The sequence below is a fragment of the Aeromonas sp. 602396 genome (genome assembly GCF_049173735.1).
In the GTDB taxonomy this organism is placed as follows: Bacteria; Pseudomonadota; Gammaproteobacteria; order Enterobacterales; family Aeromonadaceae; genus Aeromonas; species Aeromonas veronii_A.
Genome location: NZ_JAAKSD010000010.1, coordinates 86199 through 106180 on the forward strand (window position 1 = coordinate 86199; position 19982 = coordinate 106180).

Consider the following 19982-nt stretch of genomic DNA (forward strand, 5'->3'; position numbering starts at 1 on the left):
CCAATACCATATTTCCATGATCGAAAATAAATTCTTTAAAATCATTGCATTAAAAATGTGATATTTCTGTTTCAGCTGATACCTGGTGTAAAGTGGCGTAGCCATCGCACTAAAATATTTGTAGTAAAATTACATTCGCACTCTGATAAACTTGATCAATGTCAATTTTGGCTATTTGGCCCTTTGTTATGATTTCAACAGGCAAAACATTCAGGTAGAAAATAATTGAAAGCTGAATCTCCATTCGATTGTCTCAAGCCCGAAGCCATCGCTGCACTGGCTGAAGACATCACCTATGCCAAGGCTACCAAGCCGGCATACAAGGTCATTCCACTGGCCATTACCGCAGGCGCTTTCATCGCCATCGCATTTATCTTCTACATCACAGTGACGACCGGAACCGGCTCCATGCCTTGGGGTATGGCCAAGTTGGTGGGCGGTCTCTGCTTCTCTCTCGGACTTATTCTCTGTGTGCTGCTCGGTGCCGAGCTGTTCACCTCCACCACCCTGACACTGGTGGCCAAGGCTGCCAATCGCATCAGCTGGGCTCAGCTGCTCAAGAATTGGGGTCTGGTCTACTTCGGTAACCTGATTGGCGGTCTGCTGATGGTGGCGCTGATCATCGTTTCTGCCGAGTACACGGCAGCAGACGGTCAGTGGGGCCTTAACGCCCTCAAAGTGGCCCAACACAAAATTCACCACACCTTCTTCGAAGCGGTGGCGCTGGGTATCCTCTGTAACCTGATGGTATGTCTTGCTGCATGGATGGCCTTTGGTGCCCGCAGCGCGACTGACAAGGTAGTGGTTATGCTGCTGCCGGTTGCCATGTTCGTTGCCTCAGGTTTCGAGCACAGCATCGCAAACATGTTTATGATTCCGGTTGGTATCGCTATCCACAGCGTGGCTAGTCCGGAATTTTGGCAGGCCATCGGCCAGGATCCGGCAACCTTTGCTGACCTGACCGTATCCAACTTCGTCCTACACAACCTCATCCCCGTGACCATCGGCAATATCATCGGTGGTGGCGTGATGGTTGGTCTGACTTACTGGTTTATCTTCCGTCGTCATCATTAAGGATGATTGCGGGATACTACATCAATACCGTGTGAGGTAATGAAAAATGGCAGAACTTAACGAACAGTTCCAAAAAGCATGGGAAGGCTTCGCGGCCGGTGAATGGCAGACCTCTGTCAACACCCGTGACTTCATCCAGAAGAACTACACCCCGTATGAAGGTGACGAGTCCTTCCTGGCTGGCGCGACCGAAGCGACCACCAAGCTGTGGGACAAGGTCATGGAAGGGATCAAAATCGAAAACCGCACTCATGCGCCGGTTGATTTTGATACTGACCTGCCCTCCACCATTACCGCACACGATGCCGGTTATATCGATCAGAGCCTGGAGCAGATCGTTGGTCTGCAGACTGACAAGCCGCTGAAGCGCGCCATCATCGCCAACGGCGGTATCAAGATGGTTAAAACTTCTTGCGAAGTGTACGGTCGTCAACTGGACCCGATGGTCGAGAAGATCTTCACCGAATACCGCAAGACTCACAACCAGGGCGTGTTTGACGTTTACACCAAAGACATCCTGAACTGCCGCAAGTCTGGTGTTATCACCGGTCTGCCGGATGCCTACGGCCGTGGCCGTATCATCGGTGACTACCGTCGTGTTGCTCTGTACGGTGTTGACTTCCTGATGGCCGACAAACTGGCCCAGTTCAAGTCCCTGCAAGCTGACCTGGAAAACGGCGTCAACTTGGAAGCCACCATCCGTCTGCGCGAAGAGATCTCCGAGCAGCACCGTGCCCTGGCACAGATGAAGGTGATGGCTGCCAAGTACGGTTGCGATATCTCCGTACCGGCCAAGAACGCCAAAGAAGCCGTACAGTGGACCTACTTCGCCTACCTGGCGGCAGTCAAGTCCCAGAACGGTGCTGCCATGTCCTTCGGTCGTACCTCCAGCTTCCTGGATATCTACATCGAGCGTGACCTGCAGAAAGGCCTGATCACCGAGCAAGAAGCCCAGGAGCTGATGGACCACATGGTCATGAAGCTGCGTATGGTTCGCTTCCTGCGTACTCCGGAATACGATTCACTGTTCTCCGGCGACCCGATGTGGGCGACCGAGACCCTGGCTGGTATGGGCGTTGATGGCCGTACTCTGGTCACCAAGAACAGCTTCCGTATGCTGAACACCCTGTACACCATGGGCCCGTCCCCTGAGCCGAACCTGACCATCCTGTGGTCCGAGAAGCTGCCGGTCGGTTTCAAGAAGTACTGTGCCAAGGTATCCATCGAGACCTCTTCCGTTCAGTACGAGAACGACGATCTGATGCGTCCGGATTTCAACAACGATGACTACGCCATCGCTTGCTGTGTATCCCCGATGATCGTTGGCAAGCAGATGCAGTTCTTCGGTGCTCGTGCCAACCTGGCCAAGACCATGCTGTATGCAATCAACGGTGGTATGGACGAGAAGCTCAAGATCCAGGTCGGTCCGAAAACCGAGATGGTCAAGTCCGAGTACCTCGACTACAACGACGTAATGGATCGTCTGGACCACTTCATGGATTGGCTGGCCAAGCAATACGTTGCTGCGCTGAACATCATCCACTACATGCACGACAAGTACAGCTACGAAGCCTCTCTGATGGCGCTGCACGACCGTGACGTATATCGCACCATGGCGTGTGGTATCGCTGGTCTGTCTGTAGCCGCTGACTCCCTGTCTGCCATCAAGTACGCCAAGGTCAAGCCGATTCGTGACGAAGATGGCGTTGCCATCGACTTCGAAATCGAAGGCGAATACCCGCAGTTCGGTAACAACGACGCTCGCGTCGATGATATCGCCTGTGACCTGGTTGAGCGCTTCATGAAGAAGATTCAGAAGCTGAACACCTACCGTGGTGCTGTTGCTACCCAGTCTGTTCTGACCATCACCTCCAACGTGGTATATGGCAAGAAGACCGGTAACACCCCGGATGGCCGTCGTGCTGGTGCTCCGTTCGGCCCGGGTGCCAACCCGATGCACGGTCGTGACCAGAAGGGTGCTGTTGCTTCCCTGACTTCCGTAGCCAAGCTGCCGTTCGCTTACGCTAAAGATGGTATCTCCTATACCTTCTCCATCGTTCCGAACGCACTGGGTAAAGATATGGAAGCCCAGAAAGCCAACCTGGCTGGCCTGATGGACGGTTACTTCCACCACGAATCCAACGTAGAAGGTGGTCAGCACCTGAACGTTAACGTGATGAACCGTGAAATGCTGCTGGACGCCATGGAAAACCCGGAGAAATATCCGCAGTTGACCATCCGCGTATCCGGTTATGCCGTTCGCTTCAACTCTTTGACCAAAGAGCAACAGCAAGACGTCATCACCCGTACCTTCACTGCTTCTCTGTAATCGAGACATAGTGAGCAAAAACCGGCGCCAAGGCGCCGGTTTTTTTATGCGTGCGATTCAGGGGGAGTAATCATCCCCTGTGAATCGCCCCCAGTTCCATCGCAACCACAACAGTTGTTACTGGGGATTTGAAGAGGATCAAGGGGAGGGGCTCACCAGGATTGACCTGGGCCCCGTCTGTAATGCGATTATGCTTTATTCGCGCTCTAAGGGGATAGGCGGTTGCTCTGCCTGCCATTGCATCAGTGTTGCTATGGCTCGTGGAACAGCTGATCAGGTTTAAGGGGTGAACAGAGGCGCCATCGCGGGTATCAAGCAATACCCATAAGCCCTTGTCTTTGGAGAATAGCGGGTTGAGCGTGTCAGCTGGCCCAGGTGATGATGTGATCGATCCATTCACCCGCCTGATCCTCGTGAATGACTTTGCCACGGACGGATTGACCAGCCTGATGCATCGCGGAACGACTGCCGGTCAGCAGAGGATGCCATTCTGGAAGAGCGTCACCTTCAGACAGCAGGCGATATGCGCAGGTTGAGGGGAGCCAGTCATATTCGGTGATCTTGTCATGGGTGATCTGCAGACAGTCAGGCTCTTTTTTGAAACGATTGGCGTAATCAGAGCACTGACAGGTCTTGGTGTTAAGCAAATTGCAGGCGACATTGGTGAAAACCAGTTCGTCGGTATCTTCATCGATCAGCTTGTTGAGGCAGCATTTTCCGCAACCATCGCAGAGGGATTCCCATTCGGATTCAGTCATCTGCTGCAGACTCTTGGTCTGCCAAAAGGGGGCTTGCATCATACCGCTCACTTATTACACCTGATAAAACGCGTGGTTATACCCCTTGTTACCCGGTATTTCAAGGAGAGGGTCACTCCGGTGGGCAAATTGTCGTGATCAGCTCAAATGAATGCAATGACTTTCAGCCTCATCATATTGCTCAAACGGGTTCGCTGGTGGGCAGGAAGTCCCGCAGGTTTGAATACTTGGGCTGCATGATTGTCCAGTTCAGGTTTTATTTTCTGCTTCTTTATCCGTTACATCTTTTGATGTTTGTCTGCTTGCAGCAAGCAGGGTCAAATGATCTCCGATGCCTACCGTCAGGCTGTTGCAAGCTTGTCTTTCAAATAAAGCCGCTGGTCACATATTGTTTGCGCCCTTCTGTCACTGCGACCCGCGGGAGAGCCTGCGTAGGCGTTCGTTTTTTGTCTTAATGATTGAGATAGATATCTTGCTCTGAATAGGCCAGCAGAGGTGTGCCGAGGTTAGTCCGTTTCGCGCCAAAGAAGCGGGTGAGTACGCCAGATTGCTGTCCCAGTCGCTGCAGCTTGACGTGATCCAGCTCGATCTGCTCGGGTAGCCAGGTAAATACGGCGGCGCAGTGACCATTGCCCAGACTGCGCTCTAGGGTTTGCTGCCAGTTCTTGATTTTGGGGCTATGTACCACCAGCACTCTCTTGGGATCGATACCTCGCTCTTCGAGACGGCTGACTGTGGGGCGTCCCGGCGGGGCGATCAACAAGATCCAGCCGGTATGAGAGTCACCTAACTTGCTCAGTTCGCTCAGAAACTGATCATCAGACTGGATAGTCACACCATCATGAGCCAACTCCGCTTTGCAGGCGGTTCTGGTTGGCCAGGGCTTGCTCATGACACGATTCATCGCAAAGGGCAGTGAGTGCAGGGGCTGGTTCATATATGGGATTCCTGTATGAATATCCAAGCTGTATTTGTATACAGTAGTTCTATCCTGTGGCAGTGACAAGGTGTTTTTGCTGAAAAATGTGATGGTGTTAGCATGTGACGTTAGTAAGACTATGTTTTTAAAAGTTATTTAATATAAAACTGGCTGGGTGTTTTTCGTACTATGGACAAACCTTGCGTAACCACCCATGGTTATACAGGTCATTTACAGGAGGTGCCGCCATGGATATCAGTACCTTGCAACGTCTTGATGCCAACATCTTGCTGGGCATCATCAATGAGAAGCTAAGGCTTGAGTGTGACGGGTTGGAGGAGTTGCTGGCCTATTACGATATGAGTGAAGAGCAGTTGGCAGGGCGTCTGGATCAGATTGGGTACCATTACGATCCATTGAGCAATCAGTTCAAAGCACATCTTTAAGGATGCAATGATTGCTTCATATTTATACGGTAATTTTTCAGGCACATTGAAACCGGTTTCAATGTGCCGTCTTGCTGCCTATTTTCAGGGATTTTCAAGGCTTGGCAATCTCTGAAAACCTATTCATGCCAGAATATTTTTATTTTTTCATTAAGCTTATGATAATAAAGGGAATGTTTGTTTTTGTGCGATCAATTTAAGGAAAGGGTTTTCAAGCTTTTCAGGCTGTTTTTATCGGTTAAAGTGTGACTTGCGTTAACTTTTAATTCTGCCGCTTTAGTTAGTATTCTCACGCCGGTACATATTTTGAGATAACAACAGCGCCGGTCCCGCAAGCGGGATAACAATTTTATTTGTAACGAAGGAATATGGTTTATGGCTACCAAGAAGAAGACAGACCAGGATCTCCAACTGGATAAAGATCAGCTCAAGGCGAGTATCGTGCGTCACCTGCGTTCTACCTTGGGAACAAGCGAACAGAAAGCCTCTCCCGAAGCGTGGTGGAAAGCCACTGCGGCGGCCGTCAATGAACAGGTGTACGAGCGCCTGACCCGCACTCAGCAGACTCATTTCAAGAAAGATACTCGTGCGATTCACTACCTCTCTGCTGAATTCCTGATGGGAAGATTGACCTCCAACAACCTGCACAACCTCTCCCTCTACAAGACTTGCGAAGAGGCGCTGGGCGAACTCGGCCTGGAACTGACCGACCTGTGCGAACAAGAGCCGGATATGGCACTTGGCAACGGCGGCCTGGGTCGTCTGGCTGCCTGCTTTATCGACTCGCTGGCCACCCTGAACTATCCGGCGGTTGGTTACGGTATCCACTACGAACACGGTCTGTTCCGTCAGGAAATTCAGGATGGTCGCCAGATTGAGCGCCCAGACTCCTGGCGTGAATATGGCAACCCCTGGGAGATCTGCCGTCCCGAGTCGGTGCAAGAAGTGCCGCTCTATGGCTACGTCGAGACCGTGTTTGGTGACAATGGCGGCCTGAAGAAGGTGTGGCACGCCGGTCGCAAGATTAAAGGGGTGCCTTGGGATATTCCGGTGGTCGGTTTTGGCGGTCACACCGTCAACATCCTGCGTTTGTGGGAATCCCGCGCCTCCGAGTTTTTCGACTGGGACGTATTCAACGCCGGTGGTTATATCGACTCCCAGGCTGAGAAAGCCCAGGCCGAGACCATATCCAAGGTACTCTATCCGAACGATGAGACCGATGCCGGTAAAGAGCTGCGTCTGATCCAGCAGTACTTCTTCTGTGCTTGCTCCATCAAGGACATCATGCGCCGCTACAAGCGGGTGCATGGCGCCGACTTCAGCAACTTTGCCGCGCAAATTGCCATTCAGCTCAACGATACTCACCCGACTGTCGCCATCCCGGAACTGATGCGGGTACTGGTTGACGAGGAAGATCTGAACTGGGATGCCGCTTGGGCCATCTGCTATCAGGTCTTCTCTTATACCAACCACACTCTGCTGCCGGAAGCGCTGGAGAAGTGGTCGGTCAGCCTGTTCGAGAAAGTACTGCCTCGCCATCTGGAGGTGATTTACGAGATCAACGCCCGCTTCCTGAACGAGTTGGTGGAGCCCAAGTGGCCGGGCAACGACGCCATCAAGGCCAAGCTCTCCATCATCGAAGAGGGGGCCGTGCGCAAGGTTCGCATGGGCAACCTGTGCGTGATCGGTTCGTCCAAGGTGAACGGTGTGGCCGAGATCCACTCCAAGCTGGTGAAGGAAGATCTCTTCCCCGAGTATGCCGAGCTGTGGCCGGAAAAAATGTGCAACGTGACCAACGGGGTAACCCCGCGTCGCTGGCTGCTGGCCTGCAACCCGGAGCTGGCGGGTCTCTACAACGAAGTGGTGGGCAAGGAGTGGCCGCTGCAACTGGACAAACTGCGTGGCGTGGTGAAATTTGCCGACGACAAGGCGTTCCAGCAGCAGTTCATGACCATCAAACGTCATAACAAAGAGAAGCTGGTCAAGGTCATCAAAGACGAAACCGGTATCGATGTCAGTGCCGAGGCGATCTTTGACGTTCAGATCAAGCGTCTGCACGAGTACAAGCGCCAGCAACTGAACCTTATTCACATCATGGCACTCTATCGTCGTCTGCTGGCCAACCCGGACTATGACATGCATCCGCGTGTGTTTATCTTCGGCTCCAAAGCGGCGCCCGGTTACAAGCTGGCCAAAGACATCATCTATGCCATCAACAAGCTGGCGGATCGGGTCAACAACGATGCTCGTATCCAGGGCAAGCTGAAAGTGGTGTTCATGCCGAACTACCGCGTGAGTCTGGCCGAGAAGTTGATCCCGGCGGCAGATGTCTCCGAGCAGATCTCTACTGCTGGTTACGAAGCATCCGGTACCGGCAACATGAAGATGGCACTCAACGGTGCAATCACCATCGGGACGCTGGATGGAGCCAACATCGAGATCGCCGAAGAGGCGGGGGCCGAAAACTGTGCCATCTTCGGTCTGAACGTGGACGAAGTGAAGTCGCTGAAGGCGCGCGGTTATAATCCGTACGACTTCTACTATGCCAACTCCGAGCTCAAGGCCGTGCTGGACTGGTTTGATACCGACTACTTCACGCCGGGTCGTCCGGGTGAGCTGGCCTCCATCAAGCGCTCTTTGCTGGAAGGGGGAGACCCTTACCTGACCTTGGCGGACTTCCAGTCCTACTCGGATGCACACAAGCTGATCGATACTTGGTATCGGGATCCGGCGCTGTGGGCGAAGAAGGCTATCATCAACTCGGCCACCATGGGTAAGTTCAACTCAGACCGTTCCATCCAGGACTATGTGGATCGTATCTGGAAGCTGAAACCCTGCAACATCGGTTGATCACCTCTTAATATGAGAACCCCGCTATGCGGGGTTTTTTTATAGCTGCTTGGATTCGTAAATATTTGTACACCATTTGCAAAAAGCTTGATCATCTGTGATAGATGTACAGGGCATCACATATTATTTTAATGTCGTTATTACCAGCCTTTCCCGGGAACACCTCATCTCATGGCACCCGTATCGCTCATAAGTCTGAAGTCATCATCATCATGTGTACTCTCGCTGCTGTCGCATGGCACAAGCTGACGATGGTCAGGGATGTGACAGATGGCCGTTGGGGTGCAGGAAAAGAGAAAGCCCCGATGATACGGGGCTTTGTTGGAACCTGGTGTTGATTGAGGAGCCCGGCGAGCGAGCCACCAGCCATCAATGCAGTATGTCGCCCATAAAATAGGCAAGCAGGGTCAAAATGACGGTGAAGACCAGGTTCAGCACCAGGCCGGCCCGCATCATTTCACGCTGCTGGATATGGCCGCTGGCGAAGACAATGGCGTTGGGCGGGGTAGCCACTGGCAGCATGAAAGCGCAGGAGGCACCGACAGCGATCAGCACGGATACGACAATGGGAGAGACTCCCAGTGCCTCTGCGACTCCGGCAAACAGTGGAACCAGCAGAGCGGCGGTAGCGGTGTTGGATACCAGCTCGGTCAGGAACACCACGAAGGTGGCAAGACAGAGCAGGATGACGAAGATCGGCATGGTGGCCAGACCGTTGGATAGGTGCTCCGCCAGGAAGGCGTTGGCCCCGGTCTGCTTAAGGATGGCGCTCAGGGTCAAGCCGCCACCAAACAGCATCAGTACTCCCCAGTCGGTGTTCTGGTTGATGTCATCCCAGCTGGCCACCCGGCTGACGGCGATGGCGATGATGGCTCCCATGGCGATCAGTGTATCAAATTGAGGTATTCCTCCCAGCGCCTGGGCAATAGGCTGGGAGCCAATCCACAACAGCACTGTGGTCAGAAATATCAGCATGGTCACCTTGCGTTGGCCGGTCCACTCTATGGTCACTCGCTCGGTGCTGACCTGATGTGAGAGGTTGGGGCGGGTTACCAGATAGAGCAGCCCGATGCCTACTGGCATGAAGATGAGGACAACAGGAATGCCAAATTTCAGCCAGTCAGTGAAGCCCAGCCCCATCTGGGCGGCCGCAATGGCATTGGGCGGGCTGCCTACCAGGGTGCCGATGCCGCCAATACTGGCGCTGTAGGCAACACCAAGCAATACGAAGACCAGTGTGCGGCGCTCCTTGTGAATGTCGAGACCTTTGAGCATGCCAAGGGCCAGCGGCATCATCATGGCGGCGGTAGCGGTATTGCTGATCCACATGGAGAGTGCCGCAGTAATACTGAAGAGTACGATGGCAGCCCAGCCGAGGTGTCCCTTGGCGAGCTGCATCACCTTACCGGCAATCTGGGTGTCTAGCCCCTGTTTGGATAGCGCTGCCGCCAGGGCAAAACCGCCAAAGAAGAGGAACAACACCGGGTTTGCGAAGTCGGTCAACGACTTGCTCATATCAAACACCCCGAGCAGGGTGGCAAGTACCGGGATGGAGATCGCGGTGATAGTGATGTTGACCGCTTCGGTCAGCCAGAGAATAGCTATAAAGACCAGAATGCCCAGCCCCTTGTTGACCATAGGATCAAAAGGGAGCCAAGCGAGCATGATGCATAGCAGGAGCAGATCCAGGATCACGATCCCGGTCTTGATATCCAGCCAACGAGATGGAGTAGCGGGTACAGCCGATGTGTGCATATCGTTCTCTCGGTTAATTTATGGTTGTTTTTGTGTTGCCGAGATTACATCCATTCACTTGTTTGAAACAGGCTCACATATTGAAAATCAGTCTCTACTCACACACTCATTGATAAAAATGAGGAAATAAATACATAAATCAAACATTTCTGAAACACAAGTTAAACATCCATGAACTGTTCCAGCCACTGCTTGAACATGTTCTTGGGCAGGGATCCATTTATCTGGTTCACCACTTTACCCTGTTTGAAGACCATTAGGGTGGGGATGCTGCGAATGGCGTAACGGGCGGCAATGGTGCTCTGCTGCTCGGTATCGACTTTGACAAAGCGCATCCGTGGTTCGAGTTCATGGGCAACATCATGAAATACTGGAGCAAACTGCTGGCAAGGGCCGCACCAGCTGGCCCAAAAATCGACAACGACCGGAATATCGGAGTTGATCAGGGTATCGAAGTTATCCGCCTTCCCGAGGCAAGGGGTTTGGCTGAACAGGGACGCCTTGCAGTGCCCACATTTGGCGGAGTGGGTTACATGGGTGGAGGGCAGGCGGTTTCTTGTAAAGCAGTGGCTACAATAAGTAGTGATAAATGACATAATAGTCTCCTTGAAGATCGGTTCTGGTGGCTGTGATGAAAATAGTGCCAGAGTTAAAATAGTGAAATAACGTTAACACAGCGCTCGGCTGGGGTGGACACTTCCACTCCGAGCTCTGCTCAAGCCGGACAATTCAGCGGCCATTATAAGTAGAGAGTCAAAACGGGATGAATAAAGGATCACGGAAGAGCCCTGTGGTACTGCTGCTTGTTGCTGCCTTGTTGCTCGGCTTCTTGGTTCTTTGCTGGCAACTGCTTAGTCAACAGCAGCGTGCATACAGCCTGAATCAGGCAGCGGAGGCAGTGCTGAACCGGATCAACACCGACAGTGTTTACCTGCTTGGTCGTGAGAGTGCCAATGATAGCAATGTTCAGCAACGGCTCGTCCAGTTATCCGGTATCCTCGATAGCTTTGTTCACAGGGTTCGTAGTGATGCTGAGGTTGAGCAAACGCCTCTTTCACAGAGGTTGCTGCAGGATTTGGATCTCTACCAGATGGAGCTGGCCAGACTGTACAGCATGGAAAAGGCGGTGGAATATATCGTGCAACCCTTTCAGCATCAGCTTGAGAAGGTACGCGCTATCACGCCGGCAGAGAGCCTCTTGCATCGTGATCTCAATGAGTTGGCCCAACTCAGCCATTTTTTGCAACACAGCGCCGATAACCAGTATCAGCAACAGCTGAGCTTGTTGCAGCGTGCTCTTGCTTCCCATTACGGCTCGCAACCCGAGGTGATCACCTTGGTTAACCTGAGCAAGGATTTGAGTCGTCAGGTGATGGCTTATCATACCCTGCGCCATCGTCTCATCGATATGCAGGTGAGCGATAACCTGGTGCGCTGGAAGATGGATAAGCTGGAGCGGGCTTCATCATTGCTGAACCGCTTCTATTTAATGGTGCTTGGCGGTGCCTTGATCAGTTTTGTGCTGGTGGCCTATACCCTATGGCGTCGTAATCAGAAGTTGAGCGAGTTGTCCCGTCAGACGGCCTTGCTGGCACAGGCCAAAAGCGATTTTCTGGCCAATATGAGCCACGAGATCCGCACCCCCATGAATGCCATCATCGGTTTCAGCTCACTGGCACTGCAGACCGAGCTGGATCAGCAACAACGGGACTATCTGGGCAAGATAAAGTCTTCATCAGATACCTTGCTGCTGCTTATCAACGACATTCTCGATCTGACCAAGGTGGAGTCCGGCAAGCTGACGTTGGAGGAGATCGACTTCGATCTCAGCGAGCAGCTCGACTCGCTGGCGGGCATGTTTGCCGATCTGGCGGAGCGCAAACATGTGGAGGTGATCATTCGCAAATCGCCGGAGGTGCCTGTCTTCTTGCGTGGGGATCCTCTGCGGCTGGGGCAGGTTCTGGTCAATCTGGTGAACAATGCCATCAAATTCACCGAACGTGGTGAGGTCGAAGTCTCCATCGATCTGGCCAACTCCCATCCAATGCGGATCCGCTTCAGTGTGCGCGATACCGGCATCGGCATTGCCGAAGAGAAGCAGACCCAACTGTTTCAGGCGTTTACCCAGCTGGAGGCGGGCAATACCCGCAAATATGGCGGCTCGGGTCTTGGGCTCAATATTTCCCAGCGGCTGGTGGAGCTGATGGGGGGGCGGATCACCGTAGAGAGCAAGCCTGGCGTCGGCTCTCTGTTCAAGTTCGATATCCCGATGGCGCAGGCGGTCTACGGTGTGGCTGGACGGAAAGTTTTCTTCGAAAACCAGCCGCTGGTGATGGTGATGGATGACAACGAACTGGTGCTGGATCTGGCTCGGGACATCCTGACTCGGGCGGGTGTGCGAGTGCTGCCGGTCAACTCCCTTTCCCGTGCCCGTCAATTATTGCGTGAAGAGGGGCCCAATCTGCGGTTGGCAATCCTCGACTGGCGCATGGGGCAGGAGGATGGACTCGATCTGGCGCTGGAGATGTATCAGCACAGCCAGTGGCGGCGGATACCCATCCTGATGATCAGCGCCTGGGCCAGAGAGGGGCTGCACGCCCGGATGGACAGCATGGGGCTGACCCATTTTCTGCCCAAGCCGATGACCGAGAATGCCCTGCTGGCCAAGGTGGACGAGTTGCTCAATGGCAGCTCTTATGAACTCAATCTGCGCAAGGCAGAGGCTCAGGGGGATCAGCAGCACTTCAAATCCCTGTTGCAGGGTACCCGAGTGCTGTTGGCCGAAGACAACCGGGTCAATCAGCAGCTCATCATCGAATATCTACGTCGGGTCGATGCGGTAGTGTGCGTGGTTAACAATGGTCGCGAGGCGGTGGAGCGGGTTGCCGAGCAGCCTTTTGACGTGATCCTGATGGACCTGCAGATGCCGGTGCTGGACGGACTCGATGCCACCCGCCAGATCCGCAAAATGGTCGACAAGCACGATGTGCCCATCATAGCCCTCACCGCCAGCGCCATGCATGGAGACAAGGAGCGCTGCCTGGGGGTGGGGATGAATGGTTACGTCACCAAGCCGGTGAGCAAGCTGGATCTTTACAACAACCTGCTGCAGTGGGTGAAGCCGCAAGGGGTGGAGCAGGCGGGGATCATGGAGGTGAAACCGCCGGATATGATCGGGATCCTCGATCTGCAGGATGCCCTCAAGCGGCTGGAGCAGGACAAGGAGGCATTGCAGATCCTGTTCAAGCTGTTTATGTCGGAGCACAAGGACGATCTGTGGGAGATCCGTTCCGCCTTGCGCCGTCAGCAGCCCGAGGTGGCCAGCAAGCTACTGCACACCCTCAAGGGGGTGTCTGCCAATATCTCGGCGGCCCGTCTGCAATTGGTGGCTGGTGAGCTGGAGTGGCGCTTGCGGCAAAACGAGGTGCTAAGCGAGACGGATCTGGAGCAGTTGCAACAGGTGTTCAGCCAGACCCGGGAAGAGGTGTCACACTTCCTGTTGACCGGTGAGCAGCATGAAAATTCGTATAATCCCTATTCATCAGGTGATGATCGCATGTCACAGTGAATTAAATAGTAATTATTCTCAACCATCCCGGTTCGGGATATGATGAGCTTTCGTTCGAATCGCCTCCAGCCGGAGGCGATTGTTTTCATTCTTCTATTTCTGCGTGGCTTCTCTGATGGCCGCTCCTTGGAGCGGTCACGGGCAGAGAGCGCTAAAGGTTGGTGGTGTGAGCGTATTTCTACGATTGAGCTGGTTTTTCAAGGAGCAGTGGCCCCGTTATCTGGCTGCCATCTCCCTGCTACTGATGGTAGCCCTGTTGACCGTTATTCCACCCAAAGTGGTGGGCTGGGTGGTGGATGGCATCACCAAGGGCGGTCTCGACAATGGTACCCTGATGCGCTATCTGGCGGGGCTGTTTGGTCTGGGTGTGCTGATTTATCTGCTGCGCTACGTCTGGCGGGTGATGCTGTTTGGTGCCTCTTACCGTCTGGCCTATGTGTTGCGCAATCGCCTGTTCAGCCATTTCACCCGGATGAGCCCAGATTTTTATCAGCGCCACCGTACCGGCGATCTGATGGCCCATGCCACCAATGACATTCAGGCTGTGGAGATGACCGCTGGCGAAGGGGTGCTGACTCTGGTGGACTCCATCATGGTCGGGGTATTGGTGCTCTCCATCATGTGCAGCCAGTACTCCTGGCAGTTGACGTTGGTCTCCTTGCTGCCGCTGCCGGTGATGGCCTATTTCATGAACCGCTTCGGCACCCAGATCTACACCCAGTTCAAGGCGGCGCAAGGGGCCTTCTCCAAGCTCAACAACAAGACCCAGGAGGCCCTTTCCGGCGTGCGGGTGTTGAAATCCTATGCGGTTGAATCGCTGGAAGATGAAGGCTTTGCCGAGCTGACCAAACAGGCGGGGGAGCGCAATATGGCGGTGGCCCGCATCGATGCCAAATTCGATCCGGTCATCTATCTCTGTATCGGTTGCTCCTACTTCCTCGCGGTGGCGGGGGGCAGTGTGCTGGTGCTGCGCGATGAGCTGACTCTGGGTGAGCTCACCAGCTTCACCATGTACCTCGGCCAGCTGATCTGGCCGATGTTTGCCATCGCCTGGCTGTTCAACATCATCGAGCGGGGCAGCGCCGCCTACTCCCGTATCGAAAGCCTGCTGGGGGAGCGCAGCGATATCGAAGAGCCCGCCCAGCCGGCCGCGTTTACCTCTGCCTTTCCTTTGCAGATCAAAGGGGTGAGCTATCAACTTGAGCAGCGCACCCTGCTTGCGGATATCGACGTTACCCTCAAGCAAGGGGGGATGCTCGGGGTGGTGGGGCGCACCGGGGCAGGCAAGAGCTCCCTGCTCAAGCTGTTGATGCGCCTTGCCAATCCGACTCACGGTTCGATTGTCATGGGTGGCGTTCCGATTGACCAGCTGCCGCTCGCCACACTGCGCAGCCAGTTTGCCTATGTGCCGCAGGAGCCATTCCTGTTTTCCACCACCATCGCCGCCAATATTGCCCTGGGCAAACCCGATGCGAGCCGCGAGGAGGTCGAACGGGTGGCGCGCATTGCCTGTGTCCACGATGATATTGTGCGTTTCCCCAAGGGCTATGAGACCGAGGTGGGGGAGAAAGGGGTGACCCTCTCTGGCGGCCAGAAACAGCGGCTGGCTATTGCCCGCGCCCTGCTGCTGGAGGCGCCCATTCTGGTGCTCGATGATGCGCTCTCGGCGGTGGATGCCCACACCGAGCAGCAAATTCTGCACGCTCTCAAAGCCCATCGTCGCACCCTGATCCTGGTCAGCCATCGCATGACGGCGGTGGAGCAGGCCGACGAGATCCTGGTGCTAGAGCAGGGGGCCGTTAGCGAGCGAGGTCATCACGGTGCCCTGATGGCGCACAATGGCTGGTATGCAGATATGGTGCGTTATCAGCGTCTCGAAGAAGCGGTGGAGGAGAGCCTGTGAATCCGACCATTAAACGACTGCTCGCCTACTGCGCCCAGTATCCTCGCTGGCTGATCCAGGCGGGGATTTGCCTGCTGCTCGCCACCGGCGCCGAAGTGGCCGGGCCGCTGCTGATCAAGCTCTTTATCGATGACTATCTGGCGCCTCGCAATATCGTGCTGCCCACCATAGCCCTGATTGCAGCGGGCTATCTGGGCTTGCAGGTACTCTCGGCGGCGGGCTTCTATTTGCAATCACTGCGCTTTAACCGTATCGCCCAGGCGGTGGTGCAAACCTTGCGCGAGCAGGTGTTTGCCACCGCCATCCGCTTGCCGGCCCGCTACTTTGACAAGCATCGCTCCGGCTCGCTGATTTCCCGCATCACCAACGACACCGAGGCGATCATGAACCTCTATGTGCAGGTGATCGGCTTGCTGGTGCAAAAAGTGGTGCTGTTGTGCGGCATCCTCATCTCGATGGCGCTGCTGGATCTGCGGCTGATGCTGGTCTGCTCCCTGCTGCTGCCCGCAGTGGGTGGGGTGATGTGGCTCTACCAGAAACTGAGCGTGCCGGTGGTGCGAGCGACCCGCAGTCTGCTCTCCGACATCAACAGCCGCCTCAACGAGTCGCTGCAGGGGATGCCGGTGATCCAGGCGATGGTGCAGGAGCGCCACTTTGCCAACGCCTTTGCCGAGGTGAACCAGCAGCACTGGTCGGCACGGATCAAGAGCCTCAAGATCAACGGCATTTTGCTGCGTCCGCTCATCGATCTCTTCTACATGATGGTGCTGATCGGTCTGTTGGCGCTGTTCGCCCACGAGGGGGTGAGCCACGCTGATGCCATTCAGGTGGGGGTGCTCTACGCATTTATCAGCTATCTGGGGCGGATGATCGAGCCGCTCATCGAGATGACCAACCAGCTTAACCAGCTGCAGCAGGCGATGGTGGCGGGGGAGCGTGTCTTTGCCCTGCTCGATGAAACCCGCGAGAGCACCGATGGCGAGATGATCCCGCTGGAAGGGCGGGTCAGTTTCGAGCGGGTGAGCTTCTCCTACGATGGTGAGCAACAGGTGCTGCGGGAGGTCAGCTTTGCCGCAAAACCGGGCCAGATGCTGGCGCTGGTGGGCCATACCGGCAGCGGCAAGTCCACCATCATCAGCTTGCTGATGGGCTTCTATCCGCTGGATCAGGGGCAGATCCGCTTCGATGAGCACGCACTGGATACCCTGTCGCTGGCGGCTGTGCGCCGCAGCATCGGGCTTGTGCAGCAAGATCCCTTTATCTTCGTCGGCACCCTGGCGGAGAACCTGCGTCTCGGCCGCGCCGGAATAGACGAAGCGCGGCTCTGGCAGGCTTTGAGCGAGGTGCAGTTGGCCGACTTTGTGCGCAGCCTGCCACAGGGGATCAACACCCTGATGGAGGAGGGGGGCAAGAACCTCTCCGCCGGTCAGCGGCAACTGCTCTCCTTTGCCCGCGCGCTGGTGGGGGATCCGCGTATCCTCATTCTGGATGAAGCGACGGCCAGCGTGGACTCCCAGACCGAGTTGGCGCTGTCGCAGGCGATCTCTGCCGCCCGTCGTGGCCGCACCACCATCGCCATCGCCCACCGCCTCTCGACCATCGTCGATGCGGACGAGATCCTGCTGCTCTCCCGCGGTCAGGTGAATGAGCGGGGTACCCATGGTGAGTTGATGGCCCTCGGCGGTCACTATGCCCAGCTGTTCGAGATGCAGAGTCAGGGGGCCTGGCTGGAAGAGAAGCGCGCCTGATCGGCACATTTGCTGTAACAGCGACATGAGCGAAAAGAGGGAACCGATGCGGTTCCCTCTGTTTTTTTGGGTTGGGCAAAAGGTCGTAACCGTGATCCCTGTGCTTGTCGAATGGCGCAGATGCAGGCAACATGTTGTTTACATCAACTCATCGGATCAGTTCGCATATGGATTTGCAACGCTTCAAAGCCAATCTGGCGCTTCGGCTGTTTGCCTGGCGCTACATTCCCGTCATCGGGTTTTGTGCCCCGATCATCGAAGAGATGAACGCCAAGGCGCTGCGCATTCGCATTCCCCTTGGCTGGCGTACCCGCAACCACCTGGGCAGCATGTATTTTGGTGTGCTGGCGACCGGCGCCGATCTGGTAGGCGGTCTGCTGGTGATGGAGAAGGGGCGGCAGCGGCGCAAGAAGGTGCACTTCGCCTTCAAGGATGTGCAGGGGGAGTTTTTGAAACGACCGGAGGGGGATGTGCAGTTCGACTGCGCAGCGGGGGAGGAGATTGACGCCATGATCGACGAGTCGTTGGCAAGCGGTCAGCGTATCAATCGCCCCATCCGGGTGGTAGCCACCTGTCCGTCATTGAACGGGGATGAGGCGATGGCGCGTTTTGTGCTGACCCTGTCGATCAAGGCCAGCTAGCGGGTTGCCGGACAGTGGCTCCCCAAGACGGGATTAGCCAATCTCCGGGCTGACGCCCTCTTTCACCACGACCTTCATGCCGTTGAAGTTGACCACCTGTTCGGCCACGATCTTGCAGCGCTTGCGGGTCTCCACCTGACCGTCCACCTCGACCAGCCCTTCGGCAACGAGGGCTTTGGCGGCGCCGCCACAATCGGCCCACCCCTGATGTTTGATAAGGTCACACAAGGCAACGAAGGGGTGACCTTCGAGCAGAAACGTCTCCATGGGAAATCCTCTAGATGGATGAATGCCGGATACAGCAGGGCGACTATTTTAGGCAGTTCGCTCAGGCAAAGAAAGGAAGAGGAACCACTCGCTGTGAAAAAGTGGCCGATTGCTCTTGAGGTGGCGCTTTCGCAAGTCCTGATGGAGAGGTGAGAGGGCCAACCGTGACGTATCGTGACGCACCTCGTCCCTGCTGGTGTGCCCACACTCTCCCTTGACTGTTAGGATCGGGCCACTTTCAATGGCCCAAGGAACTTCCCATGACACTCTCCCGCCTGCTGCTGGCATGCAGCGCCCTGACTCTGTGCGGTGTTGCGCAGGCCAGTACTCCGGTGCAGGTCTCGCTGCCCGGGGTCAATTTGCCCGCGTCCCATCAGGTGGAAGGAGCGCGCGCCTCGCTGCTCTACGGCCGGACCGGTCAGGTGAAGGGTATTGATCTGCCGATCTTCGCCCTCTCCGATGTGGATCAGTTCAGCGGCCTGCAGCTCGGGGTATTCCTGGGTGCTGGCCGGGTGCGCCACCAGTTTGGCGGGGTCGCCATCAACGCCATCAACTGGCACGAAGGGCAGGATACCGGCGTCAATCTGGGGCTGGTCAACCTGACCAACAATGTGCAGGGGCTTAACTGGGGGGCGGTCAATATCGCCAGGGGCAATGCGTTGGCCAACGTCGGCTTCGTCAATTACGCCGAGCGTACCACCTTCCAGATCGGCTTTATCAATGCGACCAAGCACCTCGATGGCTTGCAGATCGGGCTGGCCAACTACGCCACCAACGGCGTGTTTCCCATTTTGCCACTGGTGAACTTCCAGAAATCGTTCTGACAAGGCAGTTCGCTTTGCGTTAAGGGCCTCTGCTGATTACCCTGTGCCTCTTGTAACTTGTGACAGGCGAACAGAGGTGATTGATGACGGCAGGGCAGATGAGTGCAATCGGGATCGGCTGGGATGTGCGTGGCTGGCAGGGCAGTGCCCAGGCGGTGGCCGTGGTGGGCTGGCAGGCCGACTCCAACAGCCTGCACTGGCTCGGGGTGTCGCCGCTGTTTCGCTTGAGCTCGCGGGTGGCGCCGGATCTGGCCGCCCTGTTGCGTCCGGCCCTGCAAAACGAGCTGACCCTGATGCAGGTAGAAGCCTGCCCGCAACTGGCGCTCGGTATCGATGCTCCGCTCGCCTTTCCCCGTGCCTTGCGGGATCTGCTCAACGGCCAGCCACACAGCTGCGCCGTGCCCGAACGGGAGATAGACAACCCCTACGCCTATCGTGACTGCGAGCGCTGGTTGTATCAGCAGTATGGCAAGAAGCCGCTGTCGGCCACCTTCGACCGGCTCGGCAACAACGCCACTCTGGCGCTCTCCATGCTGCCGCGGCTCTCTGATCTGCAACTGGTGCCGACCGTTGCCCCGAAGGCCAGTCGTGCCGTGCTGGAGGTCTATCCGGCATTGGCCAAAGTGGGCGGCAAGGCCTCCCCGGCACGGCCCGAGCTGGCGGCCTTACTGCCTGCGGACGTGCTGGTCGGCACCGATCGCTACGATGCGGTGCTCTGCGCCCTGATGGCGCTGCAATATGCCGCTGGTGGCAAGGTGACGGTATTGCCTGAGCTGATTTCGCCACCCAGTGACATGCCTTGTGATGAGGGATGGGTCTATCACTTTGCCCGTCATGCTGTAGAGCACAACGGCATGTGACGACGGGGACGCGGCACATCATGGCGCCGCTCACCCTGTG

Annotated in this window: 15 protein-coding genes; 10 read left to right on the top strand and 5 right to left on the bottom strand. The window is 55.7% G+C overall.

The window, feature by feature from the left end:
• The first annotated feature begins 225 nt into the window (after positions 1 to 225).
• Both focA and pflB read left to right on the top strand, forming a co-directional pair.
• Positions 226 to 1074, top strand: coding sequence for a formate transporter FocA (gene focA, locus G5229_RS13195; protein WP_005333620.1), 849 nt, complete (start codon positions 226 to 228; stop codon positions 1072 to 1074).
• Between the two features lie 46 nt (positions 1075 to 1120).
• On the top strand, positions 1121 to 3403 hold the full coding sequence (gene pflB, locus G5229_RS13200; RefSeq protein ID WP_005352571.1) for a formate C-acetyltransferase: 2283 nt from the start codon (positions 1121 to 1123) through the stop codon (positions 3401 to 3403).
• 362 nt (positions 3404 to 3765) lie between these two features.
• Here the strand turns inward: pflB and G5229_RS13205 are convergent, their stop codons facing one another.
• Positions 3766 to 4200 (bottom strand): YcgN family cysteine cluster protein, encoded by a 435-nt coding sequence (locus G5229_RS13205; protein ID WP_005361134.1) that lies wholly within the window; start codon positions 4198 to 4200, stop codon positions 3766 to 3768.
• Between the two features lie 412 nt (positions 4201 to 4612).
• On the bottom strand, positions 4613 to 5098 hold the full coding sequence (locus tag G5229_RS13210) for a cell division inhibitor (RefSeq protein WP_216978916.1): 486 nt from the start codon (positions 5096 to 5098) through the stop codon (positions 4613 to 4615).
• A gap of 230 nt (positions 5099 to 5328) precedes the next feature.
• On the opposite strand from G5229_RS13210, the gene G5229_RS13215 reads away from it, so the two are divergent.
• Together G5229_RS13215 and G5229_RS13220 are read left to right on the top strand one after the other, a co-directional pair.
• Positions 5329 to 5526, top strand: coding sequence for a DUF4250 domain-containing protein (locus G5229_RS13215; RefSeq protein WP_005333612.1), 198 nt, complete (start codon positions 5329 to 5331; stop codon positions 5524 to 5526).
• A 375-nt stretch (positions 5527 to 5901) separates the two neighbouring features.
• Entirely contained in the window at positions 5902 to 8376 is a 2475-nt protein-coding gene (locus tag G5229_RS13220; protein ID WP_216978915.1) for a glycogen/starch/alpha-glucan phosphorylase, read from the top strand.
• 369 nt (positions 8377 to 8745) lie between these two features.
• On the opposite strand, the gene G5229_RS13225 is transcribed toward G5229_RS13220, so the two are convergent.
• Both G5229_RS13225 and trxC read right to left on the bottom strand, forming a co-directional pair.
• Positions 8746 to 10131 (bottom strand): SLC13 family permease, encoded by a 1386-nt coding sequence (locus G5229_RS13225; RefSeq protein WP_216978914.1) that lies wholly within the window; start codon positions 10129 to 10131, stop codon positions 8746 to 8748.
• Positions 10132 to 10292: 161 nt separating this feature from the next.
• The gene (gene trxC, locus G5229_RS13230) at positions 10293 to 10727 is read right to left on the bottom strand and encodes a thioredoxin TrxC (RefSeq protein WP_216978913.1); all 435 of its coding nucleotides are present in this window, start codon (positions 10725 to 10727) and stop codon (positions 10293 to 10295) included.
• A gap of 167 nt (positions 10728 to 10894) precedes the next feature.
• On the opposite strand from trxC, the gene G5229_RS13235 reads away from it, so the two are divergent.
• The 4 genes from G5229_RS13235 (at position 10895) to G5229_RS13250 (ending at position 17991) form a co-directional block, all read left to right on the top strand.
• Positions 10895 to 13699, top strand: a complete 2805-nt coding sequence (locus tag G5229_RS13235; RefSeq protein WP_421209260.1) for a response regulator — start codon at positions 10895 to 10897, stop codon at positions 13697 to 13699.
• 166 nt (positions 13700 to 13865) lie between these two features.
• Positions 13866 to 15602, top strand: a complete 1737-nt coding sequence (locus G5229_RS13240) for an ABC transporter transmembrane domain-containing protein (RefSeq protein ID WP_421209261.1) — start codon at positions 13866 to 13868, stop codon at positions 15600 to 15602.
• Entirely contained in the window at positions 15599 to 17350 is a 1752-nt protein-coding gene (locus G5229_RS13245) for an ABC transporter transmembrane domain-containing protein (protein WP_421209262.1), read from the top strand. Before G5229_RS13240 ends, G5229_RS13245 begins: the two co-directional genes overlap by 4 nt.
• A 167-nt stretch (positions 17351 to 17517) precedes the next feature.
• Entirely contained in the window at positions 17518 to 17991 is a 474-nt protein-coding gene (locus tag G5229_RS13250) for a DUF4442 domain-containing protein (protein WP_421209263.1), read from the top strand.
• 33 nt (positions 17992 to 18024) lie between these two features.
• Here G5229_RS13250 and ybcJ read toward each other — a convergent pair whose 3' ends face one another.
• Positions 18025 to 18258, bottom strand: coding sequence for a ribosome-associated protein YbcJ (gene ybcJ, locus G5229_RS13255; RefSeq protein WP_005361116.1), 234 nt, complete (start codon positions 18256 to 18258; stop codon positions 18025 to 18027).
• A 260-nt stretch (positions 18259 to 18518) separates the two neighbouring features.
• Between ybcJ and G5229_RS13260 the strand changes: the two genes are divergently transcribed.
• Complete coding sequence (locus G5229_RS13260; protein ID WP_043824279.1) at positions 18519 to 19082, top strand: VC2662 family protein; 564 nt, start codon at positions 18519 to 18521, stop codon at positions 19080 to 19082.
• Positions 19083 to 19165: 83 nt separating this feature from the next.
• Positions 19166 to 19942, top strand: a complete 777-nt coding sequence (locus G5229_RS13265) for a DUF429 domain-containing protein (RefSeq protein ID WP_421209264.1) — start codon at positions 19166 to 19168, stop codon at positions 19940 to 19942.
• The last annotated feature ends 40 nt before the right edge of the window (positions 19943 to 19982 follow it).

What these genes read in the sequence shown, in the direction of transcription:
- pflB (WP_005352571.1), top strand. Translation starts at nt 1,121, where the DNA reads ATGGCAGAACTTAACGAACAGTTCCAAAAAGCATGGGAAGGCTTCGCG.
- G5229_RS13205 (WP_005361134.1), bottom strand. Translation starts at nt 4,200, where the DNA reads ATGCAAGCCCCCTTTTGGCAGACCAAGAGTCTGCAGCAGATGACTGAA.
- G5229_RS13210 (WP_216978916.1), bottom strand. Translation starts at nt 5,098, where the DNA reads ATGAACCAGCCCCTGCACTCACTGCCCTTTGCGATGAATCGTGTCATG.
- G5229_RS13215 (WP_005333612.1), top strand. Translation starts at nt 5,329, where the DNA reads ATGGATATCAGTACCTTGCAACGTCTTGATGCCAACATCTTGCTGGGC.
- G5229_RS13220 (WP_216978915.1), top strand. Translation starts at nt 5,902, where the DNA reads ATGGCTACCAAGAAGAAGACAGACCAGGATCTCCAACTGGATAAAGAT.
- G5229_RS13225 (WP_216978914.1), bottom strand. Translation starts at nt 10,131, where the DNA reads ATGCACACATCGGCTGTACCCGCTACTCCATCTCGTTGGCTGGATATC.
- trxC (WP_216978913.1), bottom strand. Translation starts at nt 10,727, where the DNA reads ATGTCATTTATCACTACTTATTGTAGCCACTGCTTTACAAGAAACCGC.
- G5229_RS13235 (WP_421209260.1), top strand. Translation starts at nt 10,895, where the DNA reads ATGAATAAAGGATCACGGAAGAGCCCTGTGGTACTGCTGCTTGTTGCT.
- G5229_RS13250 (WP_421209263.1), top strand. Translation starts at nt 17,518, where the DNA reads ATGGATTTGCAACGCTTCAAAGCCAATCTGGCGCTTCGGCTGTTTGCC.
- ybcJ (WP_005361116.1), bottom strand. Translation starts at nt 18,258, where the DNA reads ATGGAGACGTTTCTGCTCGAAGGTCACCCCTTCGTTGCCTTGTGTGAC.
- G5229_RS13260 (WP_043824279.1), top strand. Translation starts at nt 18,519, where the DNA reads ATGACACTCTCCCGCCTGCTGCTGGCATGCAGCGCCCTGACTCTGTGC.
- G5229_RS13265 (WP_421209264.1), top strand. Translation starts at nt 19,166, where the DNA reads ATGACGGCAGGGCAGATGAGTGCAATCGGGATCGGCTGGGATGTGCGT.